The organism is Corynebacterium kefirresidentii (assembly GCF_016599755.1).
GTDB lineage: Bacteria > Actinomycetota > Actinomycetes > Mycobacteriales > Mycobacteriaceae > Corynebacterium > Corynebacterium kefirresidentii.
In genome coordinates this window covers 648886-664856 of the sequence record NZ_CP067012.1, presented here as the reverse complement: position 1 = coordinate 664856, position 15971 = coordinate 648886, and the positions used below count along the sequence as shown (strand labels likewise).

15 protein-coding genes are annotated in these 15971 nt (G+C 60.4%); 3 read left to right on the top strand and 12 right to left on the bottom strand.

The features are described 5' to 3' along the window. Window positions 1-175: 175 nt before the first annotated feature. The 5 genes from I6I12_RS03315 to I6I12_RS03295 form a co-directional block, all read right to left on the bottom strand. Complete coding sequence (locus tag I6I12_RS03315) at window positions 176-937, bottom strand: ABC transporter ATP-binding protein (RefSeq protein WP_023020884.1); 762 nt, start codon at window positions 935-937, stop codon at window positions 176-178. Then, the gene (locus tag I6I12_RS03310; protein WP_200288704.1) at window positions 928-1983 is read right to left on the bottom strand and encodes a FecCD family ABC transporter permease; all 1056 of its coding nucleotides are present in this window, start codon (window positions 1981-1983) and stop codon (window positions 928-930) included. Before I6I12_RS03310 ends, I6I12_RS03315 begins: the two co-directional genes overlap by 10 nt. After that, window positions 1983-3146 (bottom strand): ABC transporter substrate-binding protein, encoded by a 1164-nt coding sequence (locus tag I6I12_RS03305; protein ID WP_200288703.1) that lies wholly within the window; start codon window positions 3144-3146, stop codon window positions 1983-1985. Before I6I12_RS03305 ends, I6I12_RS03310 begins: the two co-directional genes overlap by 1 nt. A gap of 90 nt (window positions 3147-3236) precedes the next feature. Further along, entirely contained in the window at window positions 3237-4514 is a 1278-nt protein-coding gene (locus I6I12_RS03300) for a glutaminase (RefSeq protein ID WP_023020881.1), read from the bottom strand. 58 nt (window positions 4515-4572) lie between these two features. Continuing rightward, entirely contained in the window at window positions 4573-4851 is a 279-nt protein-coding gene (locus I6I12_RS03295) for a DUF3618 domain-containing protein (protein ID WP_005323988.1), read from the bottom strand. Window positions 4852-4947: 96 nt separating this feature from the next. Between I6I12_RS03295 and bcp the strand changes: the two genes are divergently transcribed. Both bcp and I6I12_RS03285 read left to right on the top strand, forming a co-directional pair. Next, window positions 4948-5415, top strand: a complete 468-nt coding sequence (gene bcp / locus I6I12_RS03290; RefSeq protein WP_005327287.1) for a thioredoxin-dependent thiol peroxidase — start codon at window positions 4948-4950, stop codon at window positions 5413-5415. A 258-nt stretch (window positions 5416-5673) separates the two neighbouring features. Then, on the top strand, window positions 5674-6660 hold the full coding sequence (locus tag I6I12_RS03285; RefSeq protein ID WP_200288702.1) for an HNH endonuclease signature motif containing protein: 987 nt from the start codon (window positions 5674-5676) through the stop codon (window positions 6658-6660). A 21-nt stretch (window positions 6661-6681) separates the two neighbouring features. Here the strand turns inward: I6I12_RS03285 and bioD are convergent, their stop codons facing one another. Together bioD and I6I12_RS03275 are read right to left on the bottom strand one after the other, a co-directional pair. Further along, window positions 6682-7341 carry a dethiobiotin synthase gene (bioD, locus tag I6I12_RS03280; protein ID WP_200288701.1) on the bottom strand — a complete coding sequence of 220 codons (660 nt, stop codon included), beginning with the start codon at window positions 7339-7341 and terminating at the stop codon, window positions 6682-6684. Next, the gene (locus I6I12_RS03275) at window positions 7338-8609 is read right to left on the bottom strand and encodes an adenosylmethionine--8-amino-7-oxononanoate transaminase (protein ID WP_200288700.1); all 1272 of its coding nucleotides are present in this window, start codon (window positions 8607-8609) and stop codon (window positions 7338-7340) included. The genes bioD and I6I12_RS03275 overlap by 4 nt, the downstream gene beginning before the upstream one ends. Window positions 8610-8652: 43 nt before the next feature. On the opposite strand from I6I12_RS03275, the gene I6I12_RS03270 reads away from it, so the two are divergent. Next, a complete protein-coding gene (locus I6I12_RS03270) occupies window positions 8653-10083 on the top strand; it encodes a peptide MFS transporter (RefSeq protein WP_234288164.1) in 1431 nt (476 codons plus the stop codon). Between the two features lie 131 nt (window positions 10084-10214). Here the strand turns inward: I6I12_RS03270 and I6I12_RS03265 are convergent, their stop codons facing one another. From I6I12_RS03265 to pflB, 5 genes are read right to left on the bottom strand one after another with little or no spacing between them, the layout of a single operon-like run. Next, a complete protein-coding gene (locus I6I12_RS03265; RefSeq protein ID WP_200288698.1) occupies window positions 10215-11363 on the bottom strand; it encodes an SPFH domain-containing protein in 1149 nt (382 codons plus the stop codon). A gap of 59 nt (window positions 11364-11422) precedes the next feature. Continuing rightward, complete coding sequence (locus tag I6I12_RS03260; protein WP_200288697.1) at window positions 11423-12661, bottom strand: alpha/beta fold hydrolase; 1239 nt, start codon at window positions 12659-12661, stop codon at window positions 11423-11425. Between the two features lie 11 nt (window positions 12662-12672). After that, window positions 12673-13542 carry a pyruvate formate-lyase-activating protein gene (gene pflA, locus I6I12_RS03255; protein ID WP_200288696.1) on the bottom strand — a complete coding sequence of 290 codons (870 nt, stop codon included), beginning with the start codon at window positions 13540-13542 and terminating at the stop codon, window positions 12673-12675. 2 nt (window positions 13543-13544) lie between these two features. Beyond that, window positions 13545-13796 (bottom strand): autonomous glycyl radical cofactor GrcA2, encoded by a 252-nt coding sequence (gene grcA2 / locus I6I12_RS12055; RefSeq protein WP_005323969.1) that lies wholly within the window; start codon window positions 13794-13796, stop codon window positions 13545-13547. 40 nt (window positions 13797-13836) lie between these two features. Beyond that, window positions 13837-15924, bottom strand: a complete 2088-nt coding sequence (gene pflB, locus I6I12_RS03245; protein ID WP_023020871.1) for a formate C-acetyltransferase — start codon at window positions 15922-15924, stop codon at window positions 13837-13839. Window positions 15925-15971: the final 47 nt, after the last annotated feature.

Below are 15971 nucleotides of genomic sequence, written 5' to 3'. Positions count from 1 at the left end.
TACGAATCTCGAGGCGTTGTTCTTAGAACGGCACCTCGAGATTTTTCTTTTTATGAGCCAGTCCTTGTCACCGCGCCGCACATGACTTATGTGCTCACGGCGCCAAGAAACCAGATGCCTGATGGCTCACCACTAAAACTAATAAAAATAGGCCGGGCGATTACCCGGCCTTGTGCTATCTCACCCGCAACGGGGCAATGAGTGGAGCGCCGCCATGCTGGACGACGTCCGCCTCTACCCCATACACGCCTTCCACGAGCTCCCCCGTGAGAACGTCCGCAGGGCTACCTTGAGCACGAATATGACCCTTTTTAAGCACCACCAGCTGGTCACACATGCGCGCGGCCAGGTTGATGTCATGGATGGCCACAAGGCCCAGGCTGCCATCGCGCTGTGCTTTGGCACGGACCTCATCCAAGACAAAGATCTGGTGATGGAGGTCGAGGGCGGACGTGGGTTCGTCGAGAAGCATGAGGCCTGGATTTCCCACCAGCATCTGTGCCACCGCCACAAGCTGACGCTGGCCACCAGAGAGCTCATTGAGGTAGCGCGAAGCAATCGCGTCCAGCCCCAAGGAGTGCAGTACCTCACCCGTGCGTGTAATCGGGTCTTCGCAGGCCTCCCGGCGCGCGGAAATCAGCACGGCTTCAAAGGCCCGCAGCGCGGCCGTGCTCGTAAGGTCCTGCGGCACGTAGCCGATAAGCTGGCGGCGTCGCTTGCCGCGCGGGGCCGTGCCATCGACGCGGAAATCCACCTCGCCGTCACAGCCGCGGTGCACGCCGGCTAGGGACTTAATAAGCGTTGTCTTGCCAGAGGCATTCGGCCCCAAAAGGCCAACTAGCTGCCCGCCGTGGAGCTTTTCCACATCCACGGACTCCAGCACGCGATGCTTGCCATAGGCCGCACTCAGGCCGGAAATAGTCAGTTCTACGTCCACAGGGCCCTCCTTCGGGTCATGACGATAGCAATGAAGAATGGCACGCCCAGCAGCGAAGTAACGATGCCAATAGGAATAGCCAAGCCTGGTTTAATCATCAGGCTCACCGCATGCGCTGCACACATCACGGCTGCACCCGCCGCCATGGAGGCCGGCAGGAAGTAACGCTGGTCCTCGCCTACCAGCATGCGGGCGATGTGCGGGCCCACCAAGCCAATGAAGCCGATGATGCCTGCGAAGGCCACGGTGGTCGCCGCAACGAGCGAAACCACGATGAGCACTACAACGCGCAGACGGGAGGTATTGATGCCCATGGCGGTAGCGCGGGCGTCGCCAAGCCGCAAGGCCGTCAGGCGCCAGCCCAGCACCCACAGGATAGGCAGGGCGATAATGAGCACGGCCGCCAGCACGCCATTGGCCGCCCAGTTGGCGCGAGTCAGAGAACCCATGGACCAATAGACAATCTGCTGCAGCGCCTCGGCCGAAGACCGGTATTGGATAAGCGCCAGCATGGCTTGGAAGAAGAACACCAAGCCGATGCCCAGCAGCACCATAGTTTCCGCTTTAGCGCCGCGAATAACAGCCGCAATCACGATGATCGCGGTGGCTACCGCGGCCGAAAGCCACGCCACCAACGCGAGATTGAACTGCGGCTGCGCAATCAGCTGCCATTTGAGCACGATGGAGCTGGCGCCGCCAAACGCGGCGGCCGCCGAAATGCCCAGCGTGAACGGCTCGGCTAGCGGGTTATTAAGGATGGTCTGCATCTCCGCGCCAGCCAAAGACAGGGCCATGCCGATGAGCACGGCCATCACGGCCATGGGCAGGCGCAGCTGCCACAGCACCGTGCGCGTCTGGTCATCCAGCCCCGCGGGATTCACGATGCCCTTCATGACCTCGGCCGGGCTGATATCAATCGCGCCCACAAAGTTGCTGATAATAAAGGCCACGGCCGCAATCAGCGTCAGGCCCGCAACGATGCCGATGCGTTGCCAGGTTAACTTCTTATGTTGCCGCGCGAGGGCGGCTACCTCTGCGCCCTGCATTAGTTGGTGCTAAAGAAGGTTCCCTCGCCGGAGACCGGCGAGTACTTTTCTTGCGCATCCATCCACTGCTTGGCGACGTCCATATCGGCATACGCCTCCGGGTCGATCCACTCCGCCACCTGCAGCAGTGCCAGGTAGTTAAACGGCGAATCATAGAACTGGTGCCACATGCTGTGCAGGTGGTGCTGCTTAACCGCACGCAGCTTATCGAAGCCAGCCTGCTTCTCCGGCAGCTTCGCGATGCTGCCCTTGGCTTCCTTTTCATCAATGCCGTAGCCCACTGCAGCGTATCCGACAGGGTGGCCTTCATCGTCCTTCATCTCGGACCAATCACCACCGGTGGCGATGATCATATCCGGGTCAGATTCCAGGACCTTTTCCGGGGTGATTGTGCCGGACTCGCCCGGAATGACTTTATCGCCGATATTCTCGCCGCCGGCCGCGTTGACCAGCTGGGAGATATTGGAATCGTTCCACGAACCGCAGCAATCGGAGACACCTGCTGCTCTCCAAACGAAGGTCTTTGGTTTATCTTTTACCTTCTCTGCGCGGTCTTCAACCAGATCCACCGTCTCTTGCCAGTCCGCGTTGAATTCCTCAGCGCGCTCCTCTTGGCCGAAGATCTCGCCGAAGATGTCCATAGTCTTAGGCGTATTCTCCAGCGGGTCGCGGCGGAAGTCGGTGACCGCATACTTCAAACCAGCCTGGTCCATCTTGTCGGTCAGGCCAGCTTCGCGGGAGGCATCGTATTGATCCAGCGAGAGCACAATGAGGTCCGGGTCTAGGCTCACGAGTTTTTCTACGGTGACATCGCCCTTGGCAAAGCCGCCGATCTCTGGAACCTCGTTTACGGACGGCAGTTCTTTTTCCAGCGCCGCGTAGTAATCCGGCACGTTCTGCTTGAGATCCGTACCGATGCCAACGACCTTGTCCAGTGGATTATCGGGGTCGAGTACACCGGTGGCAAAAATCGATCGGCCCTCCCCCAAAATCACGCGATCGGGAGCGTTATCCAGTTCCACGTCACGGCCGGTGATATCGGTGAAGGAGAACTCGGCATCGCCACTGGAGCCGCCAGTTACTTCCTCAGCTGCGCCACAGCCGACGAGTGCGGTTGCCGATGCCGCCACAACCGCCATCACCTTGAAGGGGGTATGAGCCATTTTTAGTCCTTGGTTGTTGGATGCCCTCGCAGCAGCCGCGATGGGCCTTACATAGGACATCCTAACCTGACTAAGTAAGGTAACCCAAACCTAAACGGGTTCGCCGTTGATCGTGTAGTCTTCCGGCTCTCCCTTGGGCACCTCAGTTCCGTCCGCCATGGTGCGGTTTTCCAACTCTCCATCCGGATCCACAATCGCAATATCGAAGCCGGACTCGCGAATTCGGCGCAGCCCCTCTTTCAGCATGCGCCGGCCCATGCGGTTCGTACCGGTGATATGCGATAGCTCGAGCACCACCGTGCCTTCGCCAAAATCCGACTCCATCAGCTCGTACAAGATGGTCTCGGCCGCGTTGAAGTTAATCAGGCCCTGCAGATAGATGACGGTCAGCTCGGCATCCTGCTCCACCTTGCGCACTGGGTTCACGCCATAGCGCTCATCCGTAGACATTAGGTGCAGGCCCATATCCTTCGACAACAACTTAAACGCATCCACCCCGCGCACCGAGTTGCCCTCCTTGTTCAGCCGCGGCGAGAACGTCGCCACACCCAGCTGGCCAGGCAGAGTACCCAAGAGGCCACCTGAAACACCCGACTTCGCCGGGATTCCCACCTCGGCCATCCACCGGCCGGCGCCGTCGTACATGCCGGCCGAGCTCATCACCGACAGCGTCAATCGGCACACGTCCGCATCCAAAATCTTGTCTCCCGTTACCGGCTGCACCCCACCATTGGCCAAGGTTGCCGACATCACTGCCAAGTCCCGCACCGTCACCACAATCGAGCACTGCTCGATATACGTCGAGACCGCATCGTGCGCTTCGTCCTGGATGATGTCGTAATTGCGCAGCATGTGCGCTAGCGAAAGGTTGCGTTCGCTGACATCGAGCTCGGAGGAGCGCATGGCGTCGTCGATAAGCAAGTCGCGGCCTGCCAACCGGGAGAAATAGGTGCGCAGTCGCTCCACGCGCGCGGCCGGCTCCGAATCCACGCCATTAATCAACTGCGTGACCGCAATCGCGCCCGCATTGATCATGGGGTTGACCGGCCGGTGGTCATCACGGTTGAGCGAAAGCTCATTGAAAGCCTCCCCCGAAGGCTCCATGCCCACTATCTCGCGCACCGCGGAAAGGCCGAGCTCCTGCAGCGCCAGTGCGTAAACAAACGGTTTAGACAGGGATTGCAGGGTAAATTCCACCTCATCATCGCCCGCGGAATATACGTGGCCGGTGGTGGTGCACATCGCGGCGCCGAGGTACTCGGGCTGCGCCTTAGCCAACTCCGGAATATAATCCGCCACGGTGCCGTCGCGATTATCGCGCACCTTATTGAGGATTTCCTGCAAATAAAAAGGGATTGGTGTCTTCATCCCAACCCAGCCTACGAAAAAAGTCCCCGCGGTGTGCGGGGACTTCCTTAATTAGTAGTTAGTGGCGCTCGGACAGCAGGCGCTGCAGCTCCTTCAAGTCGCTCTTGCGGCGGCGAGAACGGAAGACTGAGAAAGCAATTAGTCCAACCACAGCGGCGCCGACGCCGCCAAGGGCCATCTGCACGTTGCGGTCCTGCAGCTTATCGGTAGCCGCGGTCTTGGCCTCGTTGGCAAAGTTCTGCGGCTTGCTGCGCTGCGCAAGCTCGTCCAGGGTGCCGGCCAGCTGGCGGCGAGTGCGCTCGATATCGCGTTGAATGTCTTCAATATTGCGTGCCACGAAGTTCTCCTCTTAACTTAGGTTCGCTCTTAACGGGATCATTCTACCCCGCCGGTGCAAAAGCGTGCAGCCCGGCCGGTAAGTATGGTGGGAACCATGACTGAAAACCGATTGAACGTTGGAGATACCGCCCCTGCCTTTGCGCTCGCCGACGACGCCGGAAACACCGTTTCCCTCGCCGATTACGCAGGCCAACGCGTACTCGTCTATTTCTACCCCCGCGCCAATACCCCGGGCTGCACCAAGGAGGCCTGCGATTTCCGTGATTCCTTGGAGCAGCTCAATGATCTCAATATTGCCGTCGTAGGCATCTCGCCCGATAAGCCAGAGGCGCTGGCAAAATTCCGCGCGGACCATGAGCTGAACTTCCCGCTCCTGTCGGATCCGGATAAGTCCGTTATGACCGCCTACGGTGCCTTTGGCGAGAAGAAGAATTACGGCAAGGTCGTCCAGGGCGTCATCCGCTCCACCTTCTTGGTCGAGCCGGACGGCACCATCGGCCAGACGCACTACAATGTCAAGGCCACCGGCCACGTCGCCCGCGTGATGAAGGGCCTAAGCTAGCGCGGCGTCGTCCAGCGCAGTGACGAACGCATTGACCGGGCCGGTCTCCTTATCCACAGCCTGGCCGTACGGTGCAATTGCGCAACTGCGCGCGATCCGGGGGCCTTTCTAGCACGGTGGTAGCGATCTAAAGCGCGCTCGTTTCGCGCCTTTGTGCCACTTCCGCCCACCGCAGGCAGTTGACACTTAAACAAGCTATCCACAGCTGCGGCCGTCTACGACTCAGCTCTACTGCCAGTCCTGTTTAGAGTTGCGGCCATGAGCGCACTGAAGGCTTATGCCTCCCACATAGCCTCGGCGATGGATATCCTCGCCGAGGCCCGCGGCATGTCTGAGCGCGCCCTCATCGAGCTGGGTCTACCCGATGTAGAAGCCCGCGACGTCCGCGCGCTTGCCGCGGTTTATTTCGGCCCAACGCGCTTCAGCCGGAAGCAACGCCACGCCACCACGGCCGCTCGCCACCATGACCTCATAACGCTCAAGCTGATTGAAAAATATGTCTCCCGCGTGCGCACACAGCGCGATGCGTGGAACTTGCGGGTAGAGCTGTGCCGCCTGCGAGGCCCCGCCTCTGAAATCGCCCGCCGCGCCAAGCAACGCCTCCGCGACCTCCGCCCGCGCCGCTCGCCGCCCCGCGAAGGGGTGCAGCTCCTTCGCCGCCCGAATGGCCCCTGGACCATGCGGATTACCGCCCCCTCTGCCTTCCTCGCGGAGTTTGACGCCGCGCTCGACCCCGCGCGCCCACTCGATTCCCTGCGCGATCTCCTTCGCGGCTCGGGCGCCCCTTCCGCGCGCACCACAACCAACGTCATCATCCCGCTCAACGCGCTGGACCGCATCTTGGACGGCGACGGTGAAGAAGTCACCCTGCGGCTGACTAATGGCGCCACCATTACCGGTGCCGAGTTGGTCGAGCGTACTTTCACCGAGCACGGACTAGCCACCCTTATCCATCCCGTTAAAGGCCCCGTCAACCTGTATCGCACCTCGCGCTACGCCACCGAGAAACAGCGGCAGATGGCCGCGGCCGAAAACCCTACCTGCCCGTGGCCGCCGTGCAACCACCCGGCGGACAAGGCCCAGATCCATCACCTGAAGGCTTGGAAGCACGGAGGACTGACCAATATGGACAACCTCACCGTGTGCTGCCCGTATCACAACGGGGTCAACCAAGATGATCCGAATGCCCCGCCGCTGCGTGGACGCCTTGCCCGAGTCAATGGCAAGGTTCGTTGGGTCCGCTAGCGCTGCCTCTGCGAGGTAGCGCTACTCGGCGTGCTCGACAAAGTCCGCGTAGACTTCCGCGGCTACCCGCGCGAATTCGGCCGGTGCCATGCGCGCCATGCCCTCCGGCAGGCTGCCCCACAACGTACAGCCTGTCACCTCCGGCATCTCCTCCAGGTTCAGGCGCGTAGCCAAGTCCGGATCGGCCGGCAGCGAGCCGCCAACTAGCCCGAGCACCTCAATTCCACGGCGTTGTGCCTCGCGCACGGTCAGCTCGGCCGCGTTGAGGCTTCCTAGGTTAAGGGAGGTGACGATGAGGAGCTTTTCGGCGACGTCGGCAAGCGTATAGGCGTCCGTTAAACGCACGAGGAGCCCGCCGGCGCCTTCCACCAGCACCACACGGCCGGGTGCGTCAAGGGCGGCAATCCACTCTTTAAGTTCCTGCAGGCCGGGTTGGGGCATGCCGGCCCGGCGCGCAGAAAGATTCGGCGCCAGTGGCTCCGGAAAGCGCACCATCTCTGCTACCTCCACCCCCGCCAGCTTGCCGACGGTCGCCGCATCCCCCTTCCCCTCCGGCTCTCCCGTCTGCAGCGGTTTGGCGTAGATGACCTCGCGGCCGCGTTGCTTGAACGCGCTGGCGAGCGCGGCCGTGGCCACAGTCTTACCGACGTCAGTATTCGTCCCCGTCACGTAAATTATCACTGTCGTCCTCCTGCCACCGCAGCGCGCACGCCGCGGCACATTTGCGCTATTTCATCTGCGGTGCTGATAAACGGCGGCATGATATAAATCAACCGGCCGAACGGACGTAACCACACACCTTGGGCTACGGCTGCGGCCGTCGCTGCGGACATATTTACATCGCATTCCATTTCCACCACACCTATGGCGCCAAGTACGCGCACGTCGGCTACCCCAGGTTCCTCGGACAGGCCCTCAAACCCTCGTTGCAGCTGCTTTTCGATGCCGGCTACCTGCTCGCGCCAATTGCCCTCCAAAATGAGCGCAGTTGCCTCGGCCGAAACGGCACAAGCGAGTGGATTAGCCATAAATGTTGGTCCGTGCATTAGCGCGCGCGGACGCATCCCCACGGCCACCTTCGCGGTGGCGAGCGTGGCAGCCATGGTCATAAAACCGCCGGTCATCGCCTTGCCAACGCACATGATATCTGGCACAACGCCAGCGGCTTGGGTGGCAAAAAGTTCGCCGGTTCGCCCGAACCCGGTGGCGATTTCGTCCGCGATCAGCACGATACCGTGGCGGTCGCAGATTTCTCGGGCCCCGCGGACCAGCTCGTGGTCGTGAAAGCGCATGCCACCCGCACCTTGGACTACAGGTTCAATAATTAGCCCCGCAACTTCTTCCGTGATGCACGCTTCCAGCTCGCGCAGATAGTTCGCGCGCTCGGCCGGGCTAGCCCCGCGAGTGGGCGGCGCCGGGGCGAAAATCTGCTGAGCTAAGGTACCGGTCCACATCGAGTGCATGCCGCCTTCGGGATCGCACACACTCATCGCCGCGAAGGTATCGCCATGATACCCCGACCTCCACGTCAACATCTTGGTGCGCTCTGGGTGCCCTGCGCCACGGGCATACTGCAGTGCCATTTTGATGGCTACTTCGACCGATACAGATCCGGAATCGGAATAAAAGACCTGCTCAAAATCACCACGCGTTAATTCCATGAGGTTACGAGTAAGCCGCGTAGCCGGTTCGTGGGTGAGTCCGCCGAACATGACGTGGCTCATCCTCTCGATTTGTTCGTTCGCTGCCGCCTTGAGCCGTGGGTGACTGTGGCCGTGGGCGGCGGCCCACCAGGAAGACATGGCGTCGATAAGCGTGGTGCCATCTGCGAGTGTTAAATAAACGCCGGCGGCCGAGTCCACCACAAGCGTGGGCTCGCCTGGCTCGGCGTAGGGATGCCAAATGTGGCGTGCGTCGAGAGCGGCAATGTCCTCCGCTGAAATATCCATGATTTTAGGTTTATCACAGACTTTCGGCCGTTATAGTGCTTTTATGACAATTATTAAACATCGTTCAATTCGGCGTTTACCGGTGGCTTTGCCGGCTATCGCCGGAATTGAAATGTGGGAGCGCTTTAGCTTCTACGGCATGCAGGCCATCCTCGCCTACTACCTCTATTCCACCTCCGGCGGACTCGGCATGGACCAGGCGCAGGCCACGGCGCTCGTCGGTGCCTACGGCAGTCTGCTCTACCTGTGCACGTTCGTGGGCGGGTGGGTCAGCGACCGGCTCCTAGGTGCCGAACGCACGTTGCTTGCCGGCGCGAGTCTGCTCATGTGCGGGCACCTTTCGCTGTCCTTCGTGCCTGGTATGGCGGGCCTCGTGGCCGGACTGTTGCCGCTTGCGCTGGGTTCAGGGCTGCTTAAAACGGCGGCAATTACCATTCTGGGCGCGGCTTTTCCTCCCACAGCCGGCGCACGGGATGGGGCTTTTCAAATCTTTTACCTGGGGATAAATATTGGCGCTTTACTCGGACCGATGCTCACGGGCTGGCTGGCACAAAAGCACGGCTACCATGCCGGTTTCCTCGCAGCCGCAGGCCTCATGTGCTGCGGGTGTGTCTTCTACGGGTTATTGCGCCAGCGGGTAGTCACGGAGTTCGACACCCGGCCTCCCAACCCTACTGCCGCGCCAGGCAAGGCCGCGGCGGTAGCTGTGGTGGCTGTAGTGGGCAGCGTCGCGGTCGCGGTGACGGTTCCACCAGACAAGCTGGCTATGCTTTTGCTCTTTGCGACGTTCGCGGCCGCCCTCACCCTCTTCGCCAGCATGCTGCGATCCCCGCGGGTCAGCGTGCCGGAGCGGAAGCAGGTTCTGGCGTATATCCCGCTCTTTTTCTGCTCGACGGCCTACTGGACTCTCCAGCCGCAGATTTACGGGGTGCTAGCCGTGTACTCGGATCAACGTGTAGACCGCATGGTCGGCGGGTTTGAGATTCCGGCGGCATGGACGCAATCGCTCAATCCACTGTTCATCCTGGCATTGTCCCTACCGCTGGCGGCGAGCATGTCTCGGTGGGCATGCTCGCGGCGTGTGCTGATGGCCGTAGGCATCATGGTGGCAGGTTCCGGAATGTTTGTGCTGTTGCCGTTCGTCGGGGGCGGAGAAAATTCAACGCCATTTGTGGTGTTGGCCGTGACCATCTTGTTGATGTCGCTCGGCGAGCTATTTATCGGGCCGGTGGGTATGGCGGCATCGGCCGCGCACGCGCCGCGAGCGTACGCGACGCGCTTTTCCGCGCTGTATTTCCTCACCATGGCCATTGGAACCTCGCTAGCGGGAACGCTGTCGACGCTGTATGACCCTTCCTCGGCGGGTGCGGAGCGGACCTACCTACTTGTTGTCGGAATTGTCCCCGTCGCGCTGGGACTCATGCTCTTGGTCGGCAGAAAGGGCGTCGTGAACGAGGCTTCGGGCAGCGTTTAAGGCATCGACTTGTGAGGCAGCCCTGGTCTCGGCGGGGAAAATCTGACACTCGTGGTCGGGTACAACTTCTGCGCGGCGGGTAATACCGCGCTGGGCGGTATAGGCGTCAAAGAGGTTATCGATGCTCAGGGCTAGTCCTCGTTTTTGAGTTGGTCGCGCAGCTGCTGGAAGTACTCGCGGGCAGCCTGGGGCTGCGCGGTGGAGTGCTGGCCCTGCTGCGCCTGTTGCTCACCGCGATTTTGCTCGGAGCGCTCCTGCTCAGCACGCTGGGAGGCAGCGATGGCTTCGCGCTTGGCACGCTCTGCCTGACGCTTGGACTCGCGCTCGATTTCCTCGGCGCGGGATGGCTTGTGCGGCTGCGGGCGGCGGTGCTGAGGCGCCCCCTCGGCGGAGTCGAGGGCGCGGTTGGCCATGAGCACGTCGCGCATGCCGCTAAAGAGGTCACCCATGCCCTGCGGGTTGGAGGGCATGTACAGCACAGAGGCCTGGCCGTTGTGGGAGACATCGACCATCGCGTCAAGGTATTGAGAGACCAGCATGAGCGCCTCGGGGGATTCTTCCACGCCGGCGTCGCGAAGCATTTCGTATTGCTGGGCAATGCCCTCGACGATTTCCTTGCGCTGGTCCGCAACGCCGCGTCCCTGCAGCTTCTTTGCTTCGGCGGCACCCTCGGCCTCTTTGACCACGCGGATCTTCTCGGCCTCTGCTTGGGCGACGGCCGCTTCGCGCTCACGCTGCGCCGCGTTAATGGAGTTCATGGACTCGCGTACGCGGGAATCGGGGCGGATATCGGTAACCAGGGTGTTGACAAAGTTCCAGCCGTACTCGGCCATATTATCGCGCAGGGAAGCCGCAACATTGCGAGCAATGGTGTCCTTGGAGGAGAAGGAATCATCCAAGTCCATATTCGCCACGGAGGAACGAACATTATCCTGCACGTAGGCCACAATCTGCTGTTCGTGGTTGGAGAGCATGTAATATGCCTCGCGCTCTCGGCCTTCAACTACCTCGTATTGCACGGCCACAGGGATCTGGACGAAGACATTGTCCTTGGTCTTGGTCTCCACCATCACATCCAGCTGGCGCACCTGCAGCGAAATTTTATCGCGTACGCGGTCTACCCACGGCATCTTGAAGTGCAGGCCAGCATGCGCCACCTTTTGGAATTTACCCAAGCGCTCCAAGATGGCAGCTTCGCGAGTGCGAACGATGAAATAGCCATCAAAGAGGGTTCCCAAGATAAGCAACAGGATGAGGACTATAACTATGGTGGCGATCAAAATATCTCCCTAAATGTCGTGACAATCACCAATATTTTCGCATAGGAAATAGCGAAACGCTAGTGATCGTCGATAAGCGCAAAAAGCCTGCCCAGGATGGTCGCACCGTCTTCGCGAATGCCGTTGTGCTGGAACTCGTTGCTAATCCACGGCCGCAGGTCCCCCAGGTGGGCGGCGGTAGCCAAGGATTCTTCGAGCGGAACGAAAATATCATCGACATATATGGCCGCGGCCGTGGTCGGCACCTCACCGAGCGCATAGGGCGGGGAGAATTCGTGGCGGGCGAGGCCGTGGGCGGCGTCGGCAAACGCGTGCAGAGCAGGGTCCTCGTCGAACTGCCAGGGAAAGATATGCTCGCCAGTCAACCACGTGCCGGACTCCGCAAACTCCGGGAATTCCTCGCGCACACGATGCGCCGCCCAATGAGTAACGGCCTGCCCACCGGCGCCGCCATAGATTGACTCATGGATAGCGGCATACAGCGGGCCGTCTGCAAAGCTCACGCGCTGGCCGACGTCCACCAAGAAATCGCCGCGCAGCCGCTTCTCCCCTGCCACGGTGCGGAAAGGCTCTTCCAGCAGATAAGCCAGCGAATCAAAACCGGTGCCGCGGCCGAGCTCAATACCGATGGTGCGAAACCGCAGCGAGGACAGACGCTCTCCGGTGGGAAGGCGCTCATCCGAATTGTCCAAGTGGGAGATGATCTCCTCAATGCTGTCCTGGGCCCACGGGAATTCGCGGTAGAAACGCTGCTGGCGAGCCTTGAGCTTGCTAAAAGTGGCGCGGTATAGATCGTCTGCACCCTTCAGCGTGGGGATGCCACCGGTGAAAAATGCATGCTCGACGTGTTCGGGGGCCTGGGACAGGTAGGCGGTAATGCAAAAGCCGCCGAAGGATTGGCCGAATAGCGACCACTTCTCCAGGCCGAGGTGTTCGCGCAAACGTTCGGCGTCGCGGACGATATTATCTTGGCGCAGCAACGCCAAGTGCGCTGCGGTGCGCTCCGCGGCCGGGCTCAGTGCATCGATGCGGTGCGATCGGCCGGTGCCGCGCTGGTCCATGAGGATCACGCGGTACCGCTCCAGTGCCTTGCCAATAAGCCCCGTGGGTGTCAGCGGCCGGGGTGCTGGGAAACCAGGCCCGCCCTGGAGGTAAAGCAACGCGGGCAGGCCCTCTCCGCCGGGCGGGATGATTTCGCGGGCATAAAGCCCAAAAGTCCCGTGGGGATTGGAATAATCCCACGGGACTTCTAGGTGGTGCTCTTTAATTGTGTGGCCAAAGCGGCGGTAGTCGGTCATGCCCTCCCAGGCTAGTAGACTTCCAAGCCCTTCGAGCGGAAGACGTCGCGGATTTTCTCCACGTCCTCCGGCTTTGGTGGCTTCGTGTCTGCCAACTGGTAGGTCATATCTAGACCTTCCCACTTGTCTTTGCCCATATTGTGGAAGGGCAAGACCTCGACGCGTTCGACGTTAGATTTCCAACGCGCCACGATATTGGCCACATTTTCCACGTTCTCTGGCGAGTCCGTGAGGTCAGGCACCGCTACGAAGCGGATCCATACCGGCTTACCTATCTTGTTCAACCTGTCGCCGAAATCCAGTGTTGGCTGGAGCTGGCGTTGGGTGACCTTGCGGTAAGTCTCCTCGTCGCCCGACTTGACGTCGAGAAGCACGAGGTCGATATTGTCTAGGTCCTCGTCCCGCAAGCGCGAGCCCAAGTACCCAGCCGTATCGATGGTGGTGTGAATACCCGCATCGTGGACTTCCTTAAGCACGCGGCGCGTGAAGGAAATCTGGAAGAGGGGTTCGCCACCGGAGATGGTCAGACCGCCACCGGAAGCTTGGAAGATGGGCTTATAACGCTTGATGCGCTTGACCACATCCTCGACCCGCTCCAGTGTGCCGGTCTTCATCTCCCAGGTGTCTGGATTATGGCAGTACTGGCAGCGCAGTGGGCATCCGGACATGAACATCGTCATGCGGGTTCCCGGGCCATCGACGGCGGTCACGAGCTCCCAAGAGTGCACGAGGGCGATATCGCCGGTACGGCGCGCCTCCATGAGCTCCGGGCGGGTAATGTCATCGAGTTGTGCATTATCTCCCAGGCCCGCAGCTACGCCGCGGACACGCTCTCCTTCTTCCGGAGAGAGGGTGACAACACCAGTAACGCCATCAGCCATGATTAAGAACCCTGGTGGAAGGTGCGGGAGATAACGTCGAGCTGCTGCTCCTTGGTCAGCTTGACAAAGTTGACAGCGTAGCCAGAGACGCGAACGGTGAGGTTCGGGTACTTCTCTGGGTGCTCAACGGCGTCCTCGAGGGTGGACTTGTCCAGCACGTTGATGTTGGCGTGGTACAGACCAGAGTTCATCTGGTGTGCATCGCGGTTTGCCTTCATTGCTGACATACGGTCTTCGAAAGTTGGGGTTGCCATGATTTTCTCCTTTTCGAGATGGTTGAGGGTTGAGTGGTTTTTACTTCTCCATGATGAAGCCGGCATCCAGAACGCCCACCAGGTTAGTGATGCGCTCTTCTGGGGTGCGGCCCAATCCGGAAGGAGTAATGGTGTTGGTCAGCGAGATGCCGTCCAAGGCGTCCTTGTAATCCAGCTTGCCAACGGACAGCATGGAAGCAACCATGCCGTGGCTGTCGGCACCGTTTTCAGGGTTAGCGCCTGGGGAGAACGGCGTGCCGGCCTTGTGGCCCGACGGGAAGGCGCCTGTTGCCTTGCCGTAGACCACGTTCGAGGTAATGGTCAGCACGGACTGAGTTGGGATGGCATTGCGGTACATCGGGATGGCCTTAATCTTTTCCATCACGGTGTGGACAATGGTTGCGGCGATGTCATCGGCGCGGTCATCGTCGTTGCCATAGAACGGGAACTCGCCCTCGGTGACGTAGTCCGTAATCAGGCCGGTCTCGTCACGGACCGGGGTGACCTTGGCGTACTTGATAGCAGCCAGGGAGTCGGCGACGATGGACAGACCGGCGATGCCGCAGCCCATGGAGCGTACGATATTGGAATCGTGCAGCGCCATCTCGACTGCCTCGTAGGCGTACTTGTCGTGAGAGTAGTGGATGATGTTGAGGGCCTCAACATAGGTGCCAACAACCCAGTCCAGCATCTCTTCGTACTTCTGCCAAACTTCATCGAAGTCCAGCGGGCCATCGCCCTTGATGGGCTCGTAGCCTTCTACGACCTGCTTGCCGGTTACCTCATCGCGGCCACCGTTGATGGCGTAAAGCAGAGCCTTAGCGGCGTTCACACGAGCGCCGAAGAACTGCATCTGCTTGCCCACTTCCATCGGGGAAACACAGCAGGCAATTGCGGCGTCGTCGCCCCACTGCTCACGAATCTGGCGGTCAGACTCGTACTGGATGGACGAGGTCTCGATCGAGATGTGCGCACAGAATTCCTTGTAGCCTTCTGGCAGCTTCGGATCCCAGAAAATGGTGATATTTGGCTCCGGTGATGGGCCAAGGTTAACCAGGGTCTGCAGCAGACGGAAGGAGGTCTTGGTGACCATGTGGCGGCCGTCGTTGCCAAAGCCAGCATCAGACCAGGTTGCCCAGTACGGGTCGCCGGAGAAGATCTGGTCATAATCGATGGTGCGCAGGAAGCGGACGATGCGCAGCTTGAGAACCAGGGAGTCGATGATTTCCTGGGCGTCTTCCTCGGTGATGATGCCAGCGGCGAGGTCGCGCTCGAAGTAGCAATCGAAGAAGGCAGACAGGCGGCCGATGGACATTGCGGCGCCATCCTGGGACTTAATGGATGCCAGGTAGCCGAAGTAGGTCCACTGTACTGCCTCGTGAGCGGTCTTAGCCGGCTTGGAGATGTCGAAGCCGTAGGACTCAGCCATCTTCTTGAGCTTCTTCAGGGCCTTGATCTGCTCGGAGTGCTCCTCGCGGAAGCGTGCCCAGTGCTCAGAGAAGCCAGCATCTGCGACGGAATCGCGGGAAGCCTGCTTTTCCTCGATCAGGTAATCCACACCATAAAGGGCTACGCGGCGGTAGTCACCGATAATGCGGCCACGGCCGTATGCATCCGGCAGGCCGGTGATGATGTGCGATGAACGAGCAGCACGGATGCGCGGGGTGTAGATATCGAAGACCGCATCGTTGTGGGTCTTGCGGTAGCGGGTGAAGATCTTCTCCACCTCAGGGTCGACTTCCTTGCCTGCTTCGGCGATGGCCTGCTTGACCATGCGCCAGCCACCGAACGGCATCATGGCGCGCTTCAGCGGGGTATCGGTCTGCAGACCGACGATGACGTCATCGTCGTCTGAGATGTAGCCGGCCGGGAAAGCGTCAATGTCGGTCGGGGTGTGGGTGTCAACATCGTAGACACGCTTTTCGCGCTCGACGGACAGGTAGTTCTTCTCCAGGGTCTCCCAGACGCGCTTGGTCTTTTCGGTCGGGCCCGCCAGGAAGCTGGAATCGCCGTCGTACGGCGTGTAGTTACGCTGAATGAAGTCGCGGACGTTGATGCCCTCGGTCCATGGACCGGACTCAAATCCCTTCCACGCTTCAAACTGTTGAGGCTGCGTTGCGGTAGTCATAATTCCCTTCTTTCGGGCGAATTTCTATCAGGGGTAAATGCCGCTTT